10 protein-coding genes are annotated in these 15,482 nt (G+C 46.6%); 3 read left to right on the top strand and 7 right to left on the bottom strand.

The genetic code is table 11. From position 1 onward, the window contains the following. Window positions 1-154: 154 nt before the first annotated feature. On the bottom strand, window positions 155-3,082 hold the full coding sequence (locus ACFBZI_RS06940; protein WP_375715657.1) for an autotransporter assembly complex protein TamA: 2,928 nt from the start codon (window positions 3,080-3,082) through the stop codon (window positions 155-157). A 122-nt stretch (window positions 3,083-3,204) separates the two neighbouring features. Here ACFBZI_RS06940 and ACFBZI_RS06935 point away from each other — a divergent pair, with 122 nt between their 5' ends. From ACFBZI_RS06935 to ACFBZI_RS06925, 3 genes are all read left to right on the top strand, one after another. Then, window positions 3,205-4,536 (top strand): MFS transporter, encoded by a 1,332-nt coding sequence (locus tag ACFBZI_RS06935; protein WP_375715656.1) that lies wholly within the window; start codon window positions 3,205-3,207, stop codon window positions 4,534-4,536. A gap of 158 nt (window positions 4,537-4,694) precedes the next feature. Then, window positions 4,695-5,516: a tetratricopeptide repeat protein gene (locus ACFBZI_RS06930; RefSeq protein WP_375715655.1), complete on the top strand. Its 822-nt coding sequence runs from the start codon at window positions 4,695-4,697 to the stop codon at window positions 5,514-5,516. A 344-nt stretch (window positions 5,517-5,860) separates the two neighbouring features. After that, window positions 5,861-8,035, top strand: coding sequence for a lipase family alpha/beta hydrolase (locus tag ACFBZI_RS06925; protein WP_375715654.1), 2,175 nt, complete (start codon window positions 5,861-5,863; stop codon window positions 8,033-8,035). A gap of 153 nt (window positions 8,036-8,188) precedes the next feature. On the opposite strand, the gene adk is transcribed toward ACFBZI_RS06925, so the two are convergent. The 6 genes from adk to ACFBZI_RS06895 all read right to left on the bottom strand — a co-directional run bounded on the left by adk (window position 8,189) and on the right by ACFBZI_RS06895 (window position 15,208). Continuing rightward, window positions 8,189-8,845: an adenylate kinase gene (gene adk, locus ACFBZI_RS06920; protein ID WP_375716332.1), complete on the bottom strand. Its 657-nt coding sequence runs from the start codon at window positions 8,843-8,845 to the stop codon at window positions 8,189-8,191. A gap of 328 nt (window positions 8,846-9,173) precedes the next feature. Further along, the gene (ccmI, locus tag ACFBZI_RS06915) at window positions 9,174-10,433 is read right to left on the bottom strand and encodes a c-type cytochrome biogenesis protein CcmI (protein ID WP_375715653.1); all 1,260 of its coding nucleotides are present in this window, start codon (window positions 10,431-10,433) and stop codon (window positions 9,174-9,176) included. Window positions 10,434-10,445: 12 nt separating this feature from the next. Beyond that, the gene (locus tag ACFBZI_RS06910; RefSeq protein ID WP_375715652.1) at window positions 10,446-11,003 is read right to left on the bottom strand and encodes a cytochrome c-type biogenesis protein; all 558 of its coding nucleotides are present in this window, start codon (window positions 11,001-11,003) and stop codon (window positions 10,446-10,448) included. A gap of 9 nt (window positions 11,004-11,012) precedes the next feature. Next, entirely contained in the window at window positions 11,013-11,591 is a 579-nt protein-coding gene (locus tag ACFBZI_RS06905) for a DsbE family thiol:disulfide interchange protein (RefSeq protein ID WP_375715651.1), read from the bottom strand. A 2-nt stretch (window positions 11,592-11,593) separates the two neighbouring features. Then, window positions 11,594-13,603 carry a heme lyase CcmF/NrfE family subunit gene (locus ACFBZI_RS06900; RefSeq protein ID WP_375715650.1) on the bottom strand — a complete coding sequence of 670 codons (2,010 nt, stop codon included), beginning with the start codon at window positions 13,601-13,603 and terminating at the stop codon, window positions 11,594-11,596. 282 nt (window positions 13,604-13,885) lie between these two features. Continuing rightward, the gene (locus ACFBZI_RS06895; RefSeq protein ID WP_375715649.1) at window positions 13,886-15,208 is read right to left on the bottom strand and encodes a DUF445 domain-containing protein; all 1,323 of its coding nucleotides are present in this window, start codon (window positions 15,206-15,208) and stop codon (window positions 13,886-13,888) included. Between the last annotated feature and the right edge of the window lie 274 nt (window positions 15,209-15,482).

The following is a 15,482-nucleotide window of genomic DNA, read 5'->3' as shown; positions in this document are numbered from 1 at the left end:
TAAAAGCCCAAAATTAGCAATTCATCTGCCAAATTAAACCGCTTAATTTTCAATCTTTTCAGCGTTTTATGCCATGATTTTATCAAAAATTTTATCAAATTTATCAAAATCGCCAAAATCAGTAAAATTACCAAAATTAGCAAAATTGCCCAACCTAAAACGGTGCACCAATAAAAAAGTGCAGCTTGATGGGGTTGCCTTCTTCTTTAACGCCTGTTGCGACATCGACACGCACCTGTCCCACAGGCGATGCCCAACGCACGCCCACGCCTGCACCGATTTTGGTTTGATTGCTAAAATCTTTATTATAAGCATTGCCGACATCGCCAAACACCGCCAATCGCAAATCCTGAAAAATCTCGTAATTGTACTCAGCACTGGCAATCGCCAACGCCTGACCGCCAAGCAGATAGCCCTTGTCCGACTTGGGCGATAAGCTGTTATAATTATAGCCACGAATGCTCTGATCGCCGCCAGCAAAAAACCGCAAGCGGTACGGCACATTATTAAAATTATCCGACCAAATATAGCCGCCTTGCACGCTGCCCACCACTTGATGAGCGCGATTTTTGCCATAAGCATTATCACCAAAGCTGTACACACCGCCAAGACCTGCCCGTGCAATCACCATATTGGCATCAGAAATCAGCTTATCACTGCCAGCTTCTAGCGAATAAAACTGGCGATAACCGCGCATCGGAGAAACCGTATCGTCCGCCACTGTTTTATGAAATGCCACGCCTGCCAGCACCGCTTCTTGGGTTGGCTTGCCGCCCACGAAGTTCACTGGCAAATCCTGCCAAGTGTCTGGCGATGCTTTGGTTTCTAGCTCGTCCAAGCGATAGCGTAACGAAAAAGTCTTATTCCAACCGTGCTTGCTGGCAATGGTGCGGCTAAGACCCTGCTCGAGCGTGCGTGCCGACAAATCAAATCCGCCTGTTGATTGCCCAAACACTTCTTCTTCATAACTTAGACTGGCTTGCAATTTGTCATTGAGTGGGTGGCTCATCGGCTTGGTGGCGTACAGTTTAACGCCTTTTTTGTCATCAGACAGACGCAGCTCTGTGCCTGCTTGATAGCCACTGCGATTGATTAAATTATGCTCAAACTTGGTAATCAGGCGTGTGCCAGTATCCGACCCCCAACCGATACCGATGTGAGCATCACGGGGCTTGTCAGTCATCACAAAGACATACAGCGGCACTTTTTTATCTTGATAAACTTGCTCGGCACTCTTACGATTGGCAAGGCTTGGCCGCTCGGCATTGTCCGACAAATCCAGTGCTGTGCTTTCTGGCTCATCAGGCAAAATCGCTTTGGCAATATTACTCACCGCATCACTGATCCGCCCTAAGATTGAGCGGTTTTTGTGTTCGTTGGTATTAATGGCAAGCACACGATCGTCTGGCATTTCATACAAATGACGTGCTTTGGTTGCAACCAAATCCAGCTTTTCTTTGACCACCACCGAAGTGCTAAACTCAATCGGTGCAATGTCAGCAATCAAGCCATCATCAAGCTCGATGCTTTGGGTCAAAGGATCGCCTTCGCCAAAATCGTTTTGGGTGATTTGGATTTTGTCATCACTGCCTGACGACTGCTCAAAGCCAATGCCTGCCACAGGCTGTGAGCTTGGCAATACTGGCTCGGTATTGACGATATTAAAATATCCTGTCGCCAGCAAATCATTGGATAACGCACGCACCGCTTGGCGATTATAAGCATCGCCCATCTCAAAACTGAGCAGCTGGTGCAAAATTTTGGGCTTGACGGGCAATTTGTCAGGATCAGTGGTCAGCTGGCCTGTCGCTGGGTCAATGGTAAAAAATACCACTTCATCAAAGTCATACTGCGTGCCTGTGTCATATACCAAATTGACATCAGCCACATTATCAGGTAAGACGACATCGACCGAATTGTCCAGCCATTTGCCATCAAAAAATCCCTGCTCAGCACTGGCATCTTCGACCAAATGCTTACTGACTTCATAACGCCCATGATCAAACACATCACCAGGTTGTAAGGCGATTTTATCAACCGCTTGGACAAAGGCATCATTATCCGCACCCTCGCCACGCACCTCGATGGCACGATAATCCACACGCACTGGCTGCCCCAAATCACGGATAACCACATCGACCTCGCCCACGCTACGGCGTACGATGGTTAAGTCCACTTCATAATAACCCACCGCTCTGGCGGCAGCTTTGGCGGTCTGTCTTAGCCGTGCCAGTGAACCTGTGGCGTCCAGTACCGATTCTTGGGTAATATCCTCAAGGGCGGCTTTGATATTGATATAAGGCTCGGTTTTTTGCTCGGACGATTTGATGGCGATGGTTTCGCCACTATCGTCCGTTTGATAAAATTTGACTTTTAGGCGTGGGGCTTTACTCACGCCATCATTAAACCATCTGTCGTACAGCCGCTGCACCACGCCCGGCTTTTGGGGGGTCAAAACCTTATCCGTGGGCATCTCGTCCGTCTCTGGCGTGCCTGTGGTGTCCGCCGTTAAAGCATATAAACGATCATCAGCACTGGCGTCGCCATCGACATTACCGCCATCATCGTCTTGATTTTGGTGATTGTCTTGAGCGTTTGCATTTTGGTGGTTTACATCTTGAGAGTTGGCATCTTGATGTTCGGTCTGTTGATAGTCAGTCCCTTGATAAGTAAAATCTTGAGCAAGCTGTTCGGCCGCCACTGGGGTGATTTCTTGGATTTCGTCAGCATTTAGCCCGATGGGAATTTGTGCTTCATGAATGCGAGCAATCGGCAAATCAGAATCGGCTTGCAACTGATTGACAATGCCATCATCGGTCTCAGCCAAAACCAGCGACTGCCAAGGCGAAGGCAGCTGAGTATTTTTGGCAGCGATTAGGCGAGCTTCAATCTGCTCTGGGGTTAATAGTGATGGCGTGGCACTCTCGACAGCGGACTGGTCGGCTGCCTGCGGTGTATCTATGGCGTGGCGAGCCGTCTGTGCTGCCATCACTGGCATTGCTGGCATTGCCAAAAACGGCAGGCAAATACAAAGTGTTGCTGGCCGAAAAATCCGATTCACTGACAAAATTGGCTGCGACATACAAAAAAAACCCAAGATAAAAAATCAATTTCCTGTTATTATAGCAGAGTTTATGGGTGATAAAAGTCCAAACTGATTGAAAACTGATATCACCACCATTTACCCACTAGTAGTTTTTTGTTATGGCAAGCCAACTTTCTTTGTTTCAGCGTCGTGCATTCACTTCCATGTTTTTTACCCAATTTTTTGGGGCATTTAACGATAATGTGTTTAAACAAGCACTCATCTTGGTACTGACTTATTCAGCAGCACTTAAGCTTGGCGTGGAAGTCAGCTTGCTTAATAACTTGGCGGCTTTGCTGTTCATTTTGCCGTATTTTTTATTTTCAGGCGTGGCAGGACAGTTAGCGGACAAATACGAAAAATCCCAGCTCACCGTCTATATTAAGCTGCTTGAGATAGTCATCATGGCAGCAGCGGCGATTGGTTTTATTTATGAAATTTACAGCCTGCTGTTTGTTTGCTTGTTTTTGATGGGGACGCACTCGACCTTTTTTGGGCCGATTAAATACGCTTATCTGCCAGAAGCGATGCACAGTAACGAACTGGTCGCCGCCAATGGACTGTTTCAGACCAGCACCAGCTTGGCGATTTTGACAGGTATGATGTTTGCTGGCGTATTGTCGCAGCTGTATTTGTCCGAGTATTGGCTGTCGGTAGCGACCATTTTGGTGGCGGTTTTGGGCTATGTATCCGCTCGGCAAATCCCTGCCATGCCTGTGCATGTGCCAAATCTACAAATTGACTGGAATATCGCTCGCACCAGTTGGGATATTATTAAATATTTATACAGTTTGCCTTTATTGTTTTTTATCATTTTGGGCAACAGTTGGTTTTGGTTTTATGGGGCGACTTTTTTGACCCAAACCCCTGAAGTCAGTAAGGTTATCTTGCATGGCGATGAGTCGGTGGTTATCTTTTTATTGACGCTGTTTTCGGTGGGCATTGCCACAGGTTCCTTGCTGTGCAAAAGTTTGACCAAAAACCAAGTGAACTTTCATCTGCTGCCGTTTGGCTTGGTGGGTTTGTCGGTGTTTGCCTGGGCGTTGTCTGTTTCTTTGGGCAATTTATCACTGCCGACATCTGCCGAACCCTACACCATCATGCAGCTGATTGGCGTGCAGGACGCTTGGCATGTCTTTGCCGAATTGTTCTTAATTGGACTAAGTGGCGGTATCTATATCGTGCCGCTGTATGCCAGCATGCAGGCATTTGCCCCCATCGATCATCGCTCACGCATTGTCGGTGCTAATAACATTTTTAATGCCTTATTTATGGTCATCTCGGCGATTTTTGCCATCGTGGTGCTGACGGTGGTTAAGATGAGTCTTGCTCAGTTATTCATGATTTGTGCTGTGTTAAATGTCGTTTTTGGGGCATTTTTGTACATCAAATTATGCAAATACAAAGACAGCATGCCGATGAACGCCGATGACACACCGATGCTGTCGTGATTGCATTTTAGATACAAATTGGCAACATTTTATGCAAAATGTTGTAAATTTTTACCCTAAAATCGGCTCAAATCTGCTATGATGGCTGCGATTTTTTAAAATTTATCAATCAATTTGGCTTTTTTATTTAATTTATCATGTAAATTCGGGATACTTTTATGAAAAAACTGACTCTTGCCTTGGCAGCTTGTACCGCCATCTCTGGCTTGGCAAATGCCCAAAGCACCTACCAAAGCCCTACCATGCGTGGCGAAATCATCGAAACCATCACCCCAAAAGCTGGCACTGCCAACTTGCTTGAGACGGTGGTTAAAGGCTTGCCAGCACCGAACATTAGCGTTACCGAAATCAAAAATATCCCAACAGTAACCATCGCTGCCAACACCGCTGGCACTGTGCTGCTTGATGTTACCTTAATTGATGAATTTATTGATGATGTGTCGCCGAACGCTCGCCATTATCCAACCAATTTCCCAACTCGCACCGCCGAATACATCACCACCGAAAATGTCAAGCATTTGGCAGACTGGATTGAGCCTTATGCCAGTGCTGCAGATGCTAGCTTTGATGTGGTGCTGCGTGCTGCCAAGCTAAACAGCATGGCTCGCAACCTAAATCTGGGTACTAGCTACACCGTGCGAGCAGGCGTTCATATGCAAAAAGCCATACAACTAAAACCGAACGACATCGAAGCCAATTACCTGTTTGGTATGATGTTATCCGAAACTGGTGGCTTTAAAGAAGGTCGCAAATATCTGGACAAAGCGGTATCGCTGGGCAGCATCGAAGCTGAGCAAAGCATCGCCCAAGCCGACCTACTCAACGACAACCGCAGTGCCGCCCTAAAACGCCTAAAAGCACTGGCTGCCAAGCACCCTGATAATGCCCAAATTGCCCAACAAATCGCCATCGTCGAAGGCAACGGCTATTATATTTGGAATATCAAAGATGACAATTTGCATGTCAAACCTATCAAATAATGATACTGTTTAATACTACTGTTTTGGGCAAATTGACAACAACAAACTAATGACTAATTCAATCTTAGCTGTTTAAACGGCTTAAACTATTTGGATTATTTAAAGTTATTGTCGTGCAAATAATTGTGGTTCAATAAGCCAATGATTATCAATCCGCATTCGTTTTGGCGTGTGCGGGTTTTATCCATTGGCTGACTGTATCAAATGATATTAAGCTGCATTGGATTGCGGTAAATTGCGGTAAATTTTGGTAAACGGTAACAACCGCTTGACTGTTGGTAAATTGGCAGCTTTGGCGGATAAAATAAGCATATCGTAAAGAATGGGCATATCGTGGAGAAGCCATGGCACATCAGCTTTTATCCTGTGCTGTCAGATTGGGCAGCCTAGCAATCGGCATTGGCATACTAAGTGCTTGTAGCAGCTTATCCACACCCAAGCAAAGCCCTGCCAAACTGCTTGAACAAACTCGCAGCAGTATCATCACCAGCAGCACCGTCAGTGCAGCGACACGCTCGGTGCTACTGTCATCAGGCTATGCTCAAGACAGCTGCATGGCAGATTTTGATGAATGTGTGCAAGCGGTCAAAGCGTCATTTTTGGGCAGTCAAATTGATCGGCAAATGCTTGCCACTCTAAGCGAGCTTTATTATGCTCAAGCTCAATATCTATCAAGCCAAGATGCTTGCCGTGCCGAGCTTGACAGGCAACCTGTCGATGCTTATTATGCCAATGCACCACTTAGCCCTGCCGAAAAATTGGCAAAAAAGCAAGCCCAAGCCACCTGCTTTGCCGATTATCGCCATGCCTTGTACCAGACTTTACGCACCAGCTACGCTTATGTCTTTTTTTATGATTTGGGCGGTGCTGGTGTTCCTTCGCCCATTCCCCAAGAGTCAGATGTGCGAACGCTGGATTTTTATCATTTGGCGATTAATGATTTGGTGACCCAGCTGTATCGTGGCGATGATGGCATTTTTGGCGACACCCAGCAGATTCATCATGCCTTAAATACCGCCCAAAAAGAGCCAATATATCAGCAAATTCGGCTATTAGCCATTGACAGTCAAGACCGTGGTGGGGCAAATCACCTAAATGTTTCCATCACCAATGACCCATATTACATCGCCCAGATGCGGCAAAATGATGGCACGCATAACGCCTTTTCAGAATTGGTCTCAGCGTATGATTCTCGCTTGACGCACCTAGATGCTCATTCACGCCGTTCAGGGCTTGGGGTTAGCTTTATTGGTGCGATACAATCTCGGCACACAGCCAACGCCCTACCAAGCAAAAATCAAGCCATCAAACCCAACAAAGCCATCGCAGATCGTATCCACACCATCGGTCATCTGCAACTGACCGCACTGATCACACCAAAGGGCGATAGTATCGAGCAAGTGCTAAACACTCGGCAATTTGATAGTTATCTGTTCAACCCACAGCACGATAAGCAAATTGACATCAAAGGCACAAATTATCCGCTGGCTGCCAATTTCTCCGCCAGCTACGCCCTATGGCTGAACGAAAATCAGTTGCAGCAGGTCAGCTTGATGAATATGGTCTCACGCCACGATGCTACCGTCTTGCCTGAACTGTTTATGCTAAAGCCTTTTGATCGCCACCAAAAAGTCATCATCATGCTGCACGGTCTGGCGTCCAGCCCTGCCACTTGGGTCAATCTCACCAACACCCTGCTTGCCGATGCGACGCTGAATGATAATTATCAAGTTTGGCAAATCGCTTACTCGACCAATTTGCCCATTCTTGAAAATCGCTATCACATCGAGCAGCTCATTCGCCAAGCCTTTGCCAGTGTCGACCCAAAAGGCGACAGCCCTGCCAGCCACGATGCCATTATTATCGGCCATAGCATGGGTGGCGTCATCGCTCGTATGCTGGTGTCAGACGATGATTTGAGTGCCAATTTGGATCAATTGTCCGATAATAAACAAGCCAAACTGCTGGACAAACTGCCTGATGACCAAAAACAAACCATCAACCAAAGGCTCAAACTGTCGCACCTACCGCAAGTAAACACCGCCATCTTTTTGTCCGCACCATTTCGTGGGACTGACTACGCCGACCGCTGGTTTACTCGAGCCGCTCGCCGTATTATTCGCCTGCCTTTGGACTTAACCAAAGCCGCTCGGGCGATTGTCAATATTGATAGTAGCAACCAAAGCGTGCTGGGGGCGTTATACCTACAAAATGGTGCCAGTCAACTGTCCGACCGCTCGGCATTTATGGCATTAACCAGCGATATAAAAATCCACCCACAAGTCAGCTACCACACCATCGTTGGCGATAATTCGTCCACCGACCACCAAAATACCCATGGCGATGCCGTCGGTGCTGCCATCTCAGACGGTATCGTTCCGTATCATAGCTCACACCTTGACGGTGCAGCGTCTGAGACCATCATTCAGGGCAAACATAATATCCACGAACACCCCAAAACCATCGCCCAGCTTAGAAAAATTTTGCACAATCATCTCAAAAACAGCTCAGATAACTAAATCAATAATCAAGTTTAGTTATTCAATTTAACTTATCAATCCAAAAACAAAACCCAGACAATGTTAGCTGTCTGGGTTTTGGATTAAAACGCCCACAAACGCTTGTGGCGACGCCCACAATGTTTGGATTGTTTGGCTTATGTTTGGCTTGGATTATTTGCCTTTTAGGACAGCAAAAATCTCATCACGCACGGTGTCGATGGCTTTGGTACCATCAAAATCATGGTAGGCTGGTGCATTTTCGCCAGATTTTGCCACTGCCTGATAATGATCAATCAAAGTCGCTGTTTGGGCATGATAAACCGACAAACGATCACGGACGACTTCTTCTTTATCGTCATCACGCTGCACCAGTGGCTCGCCAGTAACATCGTCAATGCCTTCAACTTTTGGCGGATTGTACACCACATGATAAGTGCGACCTGATGGTAAATGGGCACGGCGACCTGACATACGGCTGACGATTTCGTCATCAGGCACGCTGATTTCGATCACAAAATCAATGTCCACGCCTGCTGCTGCCAACGCTTGAGCTTGTGGAATGGTGCGTGGAAAACCGTCAAAAATACAACCATTGGCACAGTCTGGCTGAGCGATGCGTTCTTTGACCAGATTAATAATCAAATCGTCAGATACCAGCTGACCTGCGTCCATCACGCTTTTGGCAAGTTTGCCAAGCTCCGTGCCTGCCTTAATCGCCGCACGCAACATATCGCCTGTTGAAATTTGCGGAATGCCAAATTCTTTTGAAATCAGTTGAGCCTGAGTGCCCTTGCCTGCACCGGGTGGGCCTAGTAGGATAATACGCATCATCTTAACTCTCCAAAAATATCGTGAAAAAATCTGCCTGCCGACAGCCGAACTCATTATCAATCATGGTTATCAACAAACAGTACTATAAAACACATTGCAAAATTGTTCAAGTGCTTTTATCACAAAAACCAATGAAATCACAAGTTTTTATAAATATTTGTATTTACTAATTTTAAAATTTACCCAAAACAGCTTGGCAAATGGCGGTTTTGGTCAAAATAAAAACCCAACATCTTAACATTTTAAGACATTGGGTTTTGTTTTCGGTAATTTAATCAATGTAATAATTGATAATTTTAAAAATAAATCAAAAATTAAGCAAATATTACGGAACAACTTGCGAGATGGTCAAGGCCACTTCGGTTTGCTTGTCCAGCACCACAGGATTTGCCGCCAAATCCCCTGACTGGGCGGTCGCATTGCCCGTGGCACTGATACGAGCATTGACCACCAAAGGCGTGCCAGCCGCTCTGGCAGACGACAGCGTGCGGCTTGGCATCATGGCGTCCATGTCGCTAAGTCGTAGCGAGAGTTTGCCGCCTTTTAGCTCACTGGCGGCCATGCGTTTGACCGCAAATGGTGCGCCGCCTGTTTGCTCACTGATGGCAACAAACAGCACATCATCAGAGCCGATGCGTCCGCTCAAGGTTGGCTCAAGACCAATCTCAACACTGATGCCCTGTGCGATGGTCGCTTCTTGTTCATTGATATTTTTGACCAAATTATCCAAACTGCCCAACGCTTCACTGTGATCGCCTGAGCGTGCTACGATGCTAGAACGCAGGCGAGCAATCCACGCTTTGGCCTGTGGGTAGTTGCCCATGCGAGCTTCGCCCATGATCATCATCATCATCGCGCCTTCATGATTGGGATTTTTTGCCAAAATGTCGGTCAAGATGTGCTGCGTTGTCGTGTCCATTCGCCCTTGATTGACAAAAAAGCTGGTCTGAGCATAAGTCAATGCCATCTCTTCATTATCAGGCTCTAGGCGGTTGGCACGAGCCAAAGCTTCCAACGCCTGTGAGTGTGCTTCTAGCATCATAAACAGCTCAGAAAGACGCATCCAGCGGTTGGCATCATGTGCGTGATGATGCACATTGGTCTGCATGGCGGTGATTAAGGCGGCAGAATCCTTGGTTGCCCATTCTGGCGGCGTGTCAATTTTGCCAGTCAATAAATCGTCTGCCACTTGACCGACCGTATCTTGGGCTTGCCAAAGGGCATACACTGGCGTGCGGTCGGCAGTGGTCAGATAGGCAATCGCCACCAAAATCGGAATCCAAATCATCACAATCGCTCGCCCCTTGATGCCAACAGGGGCATGCGACTCGGCGACACTTTGGGCATCTAACAGCTGGCGTTTTAGTTCGGTGATTTGCACTTGGTAATGGGCATCATCAATCACGCCTGCCGCCTTGTCCGCATCAAGCTCGGCGATACGCTCGCCAAACACCTGCACATTAATCGCCATCAGCTGATTATCCGCCACTGGGCGTGTCCGCAGCCATGGCAAAATCACCACCAAAGACAGCAATACCACCAAAACCGCACACAGCGAAAAAAACAAAATCAAACTTGTTGTCATAAATTGCACACCTTATTTTGCCGTCTTATCTGGCGAATTGGTTTGATGGTTGGCATTGTCGCCATGATTTGTGCCAGCATGATTTTTGTCATGATGACTTGTGCCATAATGCGATAAAATCTTGGCAAGTTTTGCTTCTTCGCCACTTGATAACGGTGCATTGCCAATGTCAGCCACCGCCGTCCGCCCTTTTTTGGCTTTATAAATCCAACCCAACAACAGCAGCACCAACAATATTGGCGGAAAAAACCACAAAATCCAAGTCGATGGACGCACTGGCGGCTTATAGCTGATATAATCGCCATAGCGTGCAAACATATAATCACGGATTTCGTCATCGGTGCGTCCTGCCTTGACCATCTCGTAGGTTTTTTGTTTCAAATCCTGAGCAATCGGTGCGTCTGAGCCTGCCAAATTTTGATTTTGACATTTTGGGCAACGCAGCTCTTCGATAAGTCTGCGATATTGCACTTCTTGGTTTGGTGAGTCAAATTCATAAATATCAATGCTGGCAAAGGCGGCACTTGCCACACTCATGCCCAAAAGCAAGGCGATGATTGCTGATTTCATAATATCCCCTTATTGACAGGCTTTCAGCTTGGCATTGGTATCCAGCGTCTGCTCGGCAACCGCTGTCAGACAAGACTCGATCTGCCCCCAATTACTCTCGCCAATCTCACCGACAATGTGCTTATAAACCACACCGTCAGCACCGACAACATAGCTTTCAGGTGCGCCCATTAAGCCCAAATCCAGTGCATATTCTCCAGAATTGTCTTGTAGTGAATAAACAAAAGGATCTTTGTTTTCGTTAAGATAATTTAAGGCATCAGACAGCTCATCTTTATAATTCACCCCAACCAAAGGCACACCTTTGGCGTGCAAATCCAACAAAAATGGGTGCTCGATGCGACAAGTTGGACACCACGAACCCCACACATTGAGAATGAATGGCTGTTTTGGCAAATCCGCCGCCGTCATCGTGCGTGTGGTGTCGGATAATAACGGCAAATTAAAAGCTGGCAGCGGCTGACCAACCACACGGCTGGTGTTAATATGGCTGTCTTTGCCCAAATTCATAAACAACATCACAACAAATACCGCAAAAATCACCAGCGGAATGATAAACGCCAATAAACGCTTGTTTGACCGTGCCATAATTATGCCCCCATGTTGGTATTTGTTTGAATGACTTGTTTGTTTTTGAAGCGGTAACGCTTATCAGTGATGGCGACGGCAGCACCGATGGCCATCAAAATCGCTCCCAGCCATATCCAGCGCACCATTGGCTTGACATACACACGCACCGCCCAAGTGTTCACATCGACCTGACCGTTGTCTTTGGCGATTGGCTCGCCCAGTGCCACATACATCTCGTTAAACAGACTTGGACGAATGCCCACTTCGGTCATCGGCATCATGCTGACCACATAGTTGCGTTTTTGTGGGTACAGCGTGCTGATGAGTTTGCCATCATGCTTGACGGTGATGGTGGCTTGGGTGGCGTCATAGTTCGCCCCTTTGATGGTCTCAAATTCTTGCAAATAAAAATCATAACCCTGCACATGCACGCTATCGCCCACCGTCATGGCGATGTCTTTTTCGATGCTCATGCTGGTGGTCGCTGCCACACCCATCACACAGACCAGCACACCAATATGGGCAATTTGCATACCCCAGTAGCTTGGGCTAAGTTTTGTCAAGCCTGCCGCCAAACTGTGTTTTTGGTGACGGAGTTTGTCTTTAATATCAAGCACCACAAACGCCAGCACCCATATCGACAGCACCGCCGAAATCTCAACGCTATAATCAAAAACATAGCTCTCTGCCAGCTGTGCCACCATATACGCCAGCACCGAACCCAGTACCAAAGCACTCACAGCACATGCCAAGATACTGGTCAGCAGCGGCCGACTGTCGTATTTATAACGCATGACAGCACCGACACCCATAAAGCCTAGCAGCAGCCAAGTCAATGGCACAAATAACGCATTAAAGTACGGCGGTCCAACAGACACCTGTCCCAAATGGAAAAATTCTGCAATCATCGGATACAGCGTGCCAAGCAGCACCACCAAAGTAGCAATCAACAAAATCAGATTATTAATCACCAGCATCGATTCACGAGATTTTAGCCGATAGCTACTCTCCACGGTCAATCGCCAGCCACGCAGGGCAAACATCAGCAAACCAAAGCCAATGACAATCGCCAAAATCGCCAGTACTGCCAAGCCACGAGTTGGGTCGGCGGCGAACGAATGCACCGAAGTAATCACGCCAGAGCGTACCATAAAAGTACCCAGCAGGCTTAACGCAAAGGCAAAAATCGCCAGCATCATCGTCCATGCCTTGAACACACCCCTCTTTTCGGTAACTGCCAACGAATGCAGCAAGGCAGTCGATGCCAGCCACGGCATCAAAGACGCATTTTCCACAGGGTCCCAAAACCACCAGCCGCCCCAGCCCAATTCATAGTATGCCCACCATGAACCCAAAGCGATGCCCAGCGTCAAAAACGCCCACGCCATCAGCGTCCAAGGTCGGCTCCAGCGAGTCCAAACGGCGTCCAAGCGACCTGCCCACAATGCCGCCATACAAAAGGCAAACGGCACTGCCAGCCCCACATAGCCCATGTATAGCATTGGCGGGTGAAAAATCAAACCGGGGTCTTGTAGCAGCGGATTAAGATCCGCCCCATCGACAGGTAAATTGGGCAGTACACGGTCAAATGGCGATGAAGTAAAAATCATCATCGTCAGCATCATCGCCTGCACACCGCCCAAAATCGACAGCACTCTGGCTCGCATATCCAGTGGCAGCCCACGACTAAACACCGACACCAGCATGCACCAAGTCGCCAAAATCATCATCCATAAAAGCAGCGAGCCTTCATGTCCGCCCCAAGTTGCCGACAGTTTATAATACCAAGGCAGCAAACTGTTTGACTGCTTGGCAACATACACCAAGCTAAAATCATTGTACAAAAACCCAGCAATCAATGCCAAAAACGACAGCATCATCGCCAAAAATTGTGCCACGGTCAAGCTGGGTGCCAGCCGTTGCCATTGCACCTGATGTTTTATCACGCCGATGGCAGGCAGTATCGCCTGTAATATCGCCAGCACAAAAGCGGATAATAATGAAAAATATCCAAGTTCTGTTATTAACATGCTCAGTCACTCATTTTGCCTTGCAAGTTTGCAGGGTTTTACGATTCATCTTGGTTGGCTTATTTGGCTAATCAGATGATAAGTTGCTTATTTTCAAATAGTTTTTTAAGTATTTTTTTTAATTTTGCCATTAATGTTGGCAAAATATCACGATGCAATTTTATAGATAAATTAAATAAAATTCATAAAATTATTTCATAAAAATTTTATATAAATATAAAACCAGTATCAAATTTAAATCAACAATACATTTAAATAAATTTACATCTGTTTAAATGTATTTTAGAAAAATACCACAGTCAAATGCAGCCAGCCTGCCAAAAATCCAGTGATACCGCCCAAAATAATTAAGGTTGTTTCATCTTCTTGAAAAGCTGGTCTTAATAAATTTTGAAATTCTTTGGGTGTCAAAGCACGGATACGACTCTCAAACAAGCCAAAAATCTTGCTGGCACGAGAAGTGTTGAGCTTAGGATCACGGATTGGCACCATGGTGGCATCGATGGATTTGTCCAAAATCATGTCCTTAAAGGTGCTAAGGTCATGCTCGTCCATGCCGACTTTTAGCGTGGTGGCGACCACAGGCTCATCAAGCATGGCATACAGATGTCTCTTGAGCAGCTCTCTGGTCTTATCGGCTCGGCTGCCGTACATCATTTCGTGCATGATATTTTCAAGCGTTACCAACTCTTTGACGACAATTTCGGCAAACACGCTCGACACTTCGTCTTGACGCTTCATAAAACCACCCTGCCAATTGTAGCGATGCCAATGCGGACGCAGCCAAATGGTGCGTTTTTTGCCGTCCACCATCTCATAGCGAAACAGACGAATGAACGGTATCCTGTGTGGCTCAACTGGGTTAAACACCATCCAAATGGCAATCCAGTTGGTCAAAGCCCCCCAAATCATCGCAAAAAATGGCACTGTCCAATGCTGCGGTACAAAATAAAAAATCGCCATCTGCAGCACACCAAACACAAAGCCAATCAAGGCACTGATTTTCCAAATAAAATTAATCTCTTTTTTGCCGACACGCAAAAACATATCCACCATCAGCTTGCGATCGTTTTCCATTTTGGTAACAATCATCGCACGCATATCCACCAAGGACTCGACATTATAAGTCAAATCCAGCACCAAAGATTTCATAATATCAGGCAACTGGGCGTGTACATGCGAATAAATGCGGCGGCGAATGGCATAAGGCAGATGCGTCCATAGCGTATAAGACCGCTCCAGCATAATCTCATCAATGAGATTTTCTAGGTTTTTATCGACCGTTTCGGTGATAAAATCCGCCATCTCTTCAGGCTCCATCGCCTGAAAAAACTCGTCCAAAGAACCCAATTTGGATAAGGTTTGATCGACAATCACCCCAGAGATTTTGCCTGCCTTGGCAGGTACGATACCCTGCCAGCCCAAGCCTTTTAGCCCAAATGGCATCTTATCGATGGCAATGCCCCAAAACTTAATTGGGCGAAATAGCATCTCCAACGCCATCCAAACATGCGCCCAAGTGACAAACGCCGTGACTGGCGGAATGGTCAGCATGGCGATAAATTCAGGGTGTGCTGCTAAGGCTTGCCAAACAGATGAAAACATAACGATATCTTGGGTTTGATTGCAATGGATTTATCAAAAAGTTTTGGGTGCTTGTTAAGTAATCTTGGTAAATTTGGTCGATTCGGTTAATTTGGACAAAGTTTAACCTTGTATTGTACCATACTTCCCAGACTGGTGTGATAAAATGATGCAATTAATGCTATCACAAAATCACAACATACGGTAAAATAAAGCCGCAAAACGACGCTGCCAAATCGCACGATAACTGATTGCAATCGATCGCCAGCTAATCGCCAATTTTCAATGCATCATT

Source organism: Moraxella marmotae (assembly GCF_042219885.1).
In the GTDB taxonomy this organism is placed as follows: Bacteria; Pseudomonadota; Gammaproteobacteria; order Pseudomonadales; family Moraxellaceae; genus Moraxella; species Moraxella marmotae.
Note: the sequence above shows the minus strand (reverse complement) of the source record. Positions and strands in the feature narration are given on the sequence as shown.

What these genes read in the sequence shown, in the direction of transcription:
- ACFBZI_RS06940 (WP_375715657.1), bottom strand. Translation starts at nt 3,082, where the DNA reads ATGTCGCAGCCAATTTTGTCAGTGAATCGGATTTTTCGGCCAGCAACA.
- ACFBZI_RS06935 (WP_375715656.1), top strand. Translation starts at nt 3,205, where the DNA reads ATGGCAAGCCAACTTTCTTTGTTTCAGCGTCGTGCATTCACTTCCATG.
- ACFBZI_RS06930 (WP_375715655.1), top strand. Translation starts at nt 4,695, where the DNA reads ATGAAAAAACTGACTCTTGCCTTGGCAGCTTGTACCGCCATCTCTGGC.
- ACFBZI_RS06925 (WP_375715654.1), top strand. Translation starts at nt 5,861, where the DNA reads ATGGCACATCAGCTTTTATCCTGTGCTGTCAGATTGGGCAGCCTAGCA.
- adk (WP_375716332.1), bottom strand. Translation starts at nt 8,845, where the DNA reads ATGCGTATTATCCTACTAGGCCCACCCGGTGCAGGCAAGGGCACTCAG.
- ccmI (WP_375715653.1), bottom strand. Translation starts at nt 10,433, where the DNA reads ATGACAACAAGTTTGATTTTGTTTTTTTCGCTGTGTGCGGTTTTGGTG.
- ACFBZI_RS06910 (WP_375715652.1), bottom strand. Translation starts at nt 11,003, where the DNA reads ATGAAATCAGCAATCATCGCCTTGCTTTTGGGCATGAGTGTGGCAAGT.
- ACFBZI_RS06905 (WP_375715651.1), bottom strand. Translation starts at nt 11,591, where the DNA reads ATGGCACGGTCAAACAAGCGTTTATTGGCGTTTATCATTCCGCTGGTG.
- ACFBZI_RS06900 (WP_375715650.1), bottom strand. Translation starts at nt 13,603, where the DNA reads ATGTTAATAACAGAACTTGGATATTTTTCATTATTATCCGCTTTTGTG.
- ACFBZI_RS06895 (WP_375715649.1), bottom strand. Translation starts at nt 15,208, where the DNA reads ATGTTTTCATCTGTTTGGCAAGCCTTAGCAGCACACCCTGAATTTATC.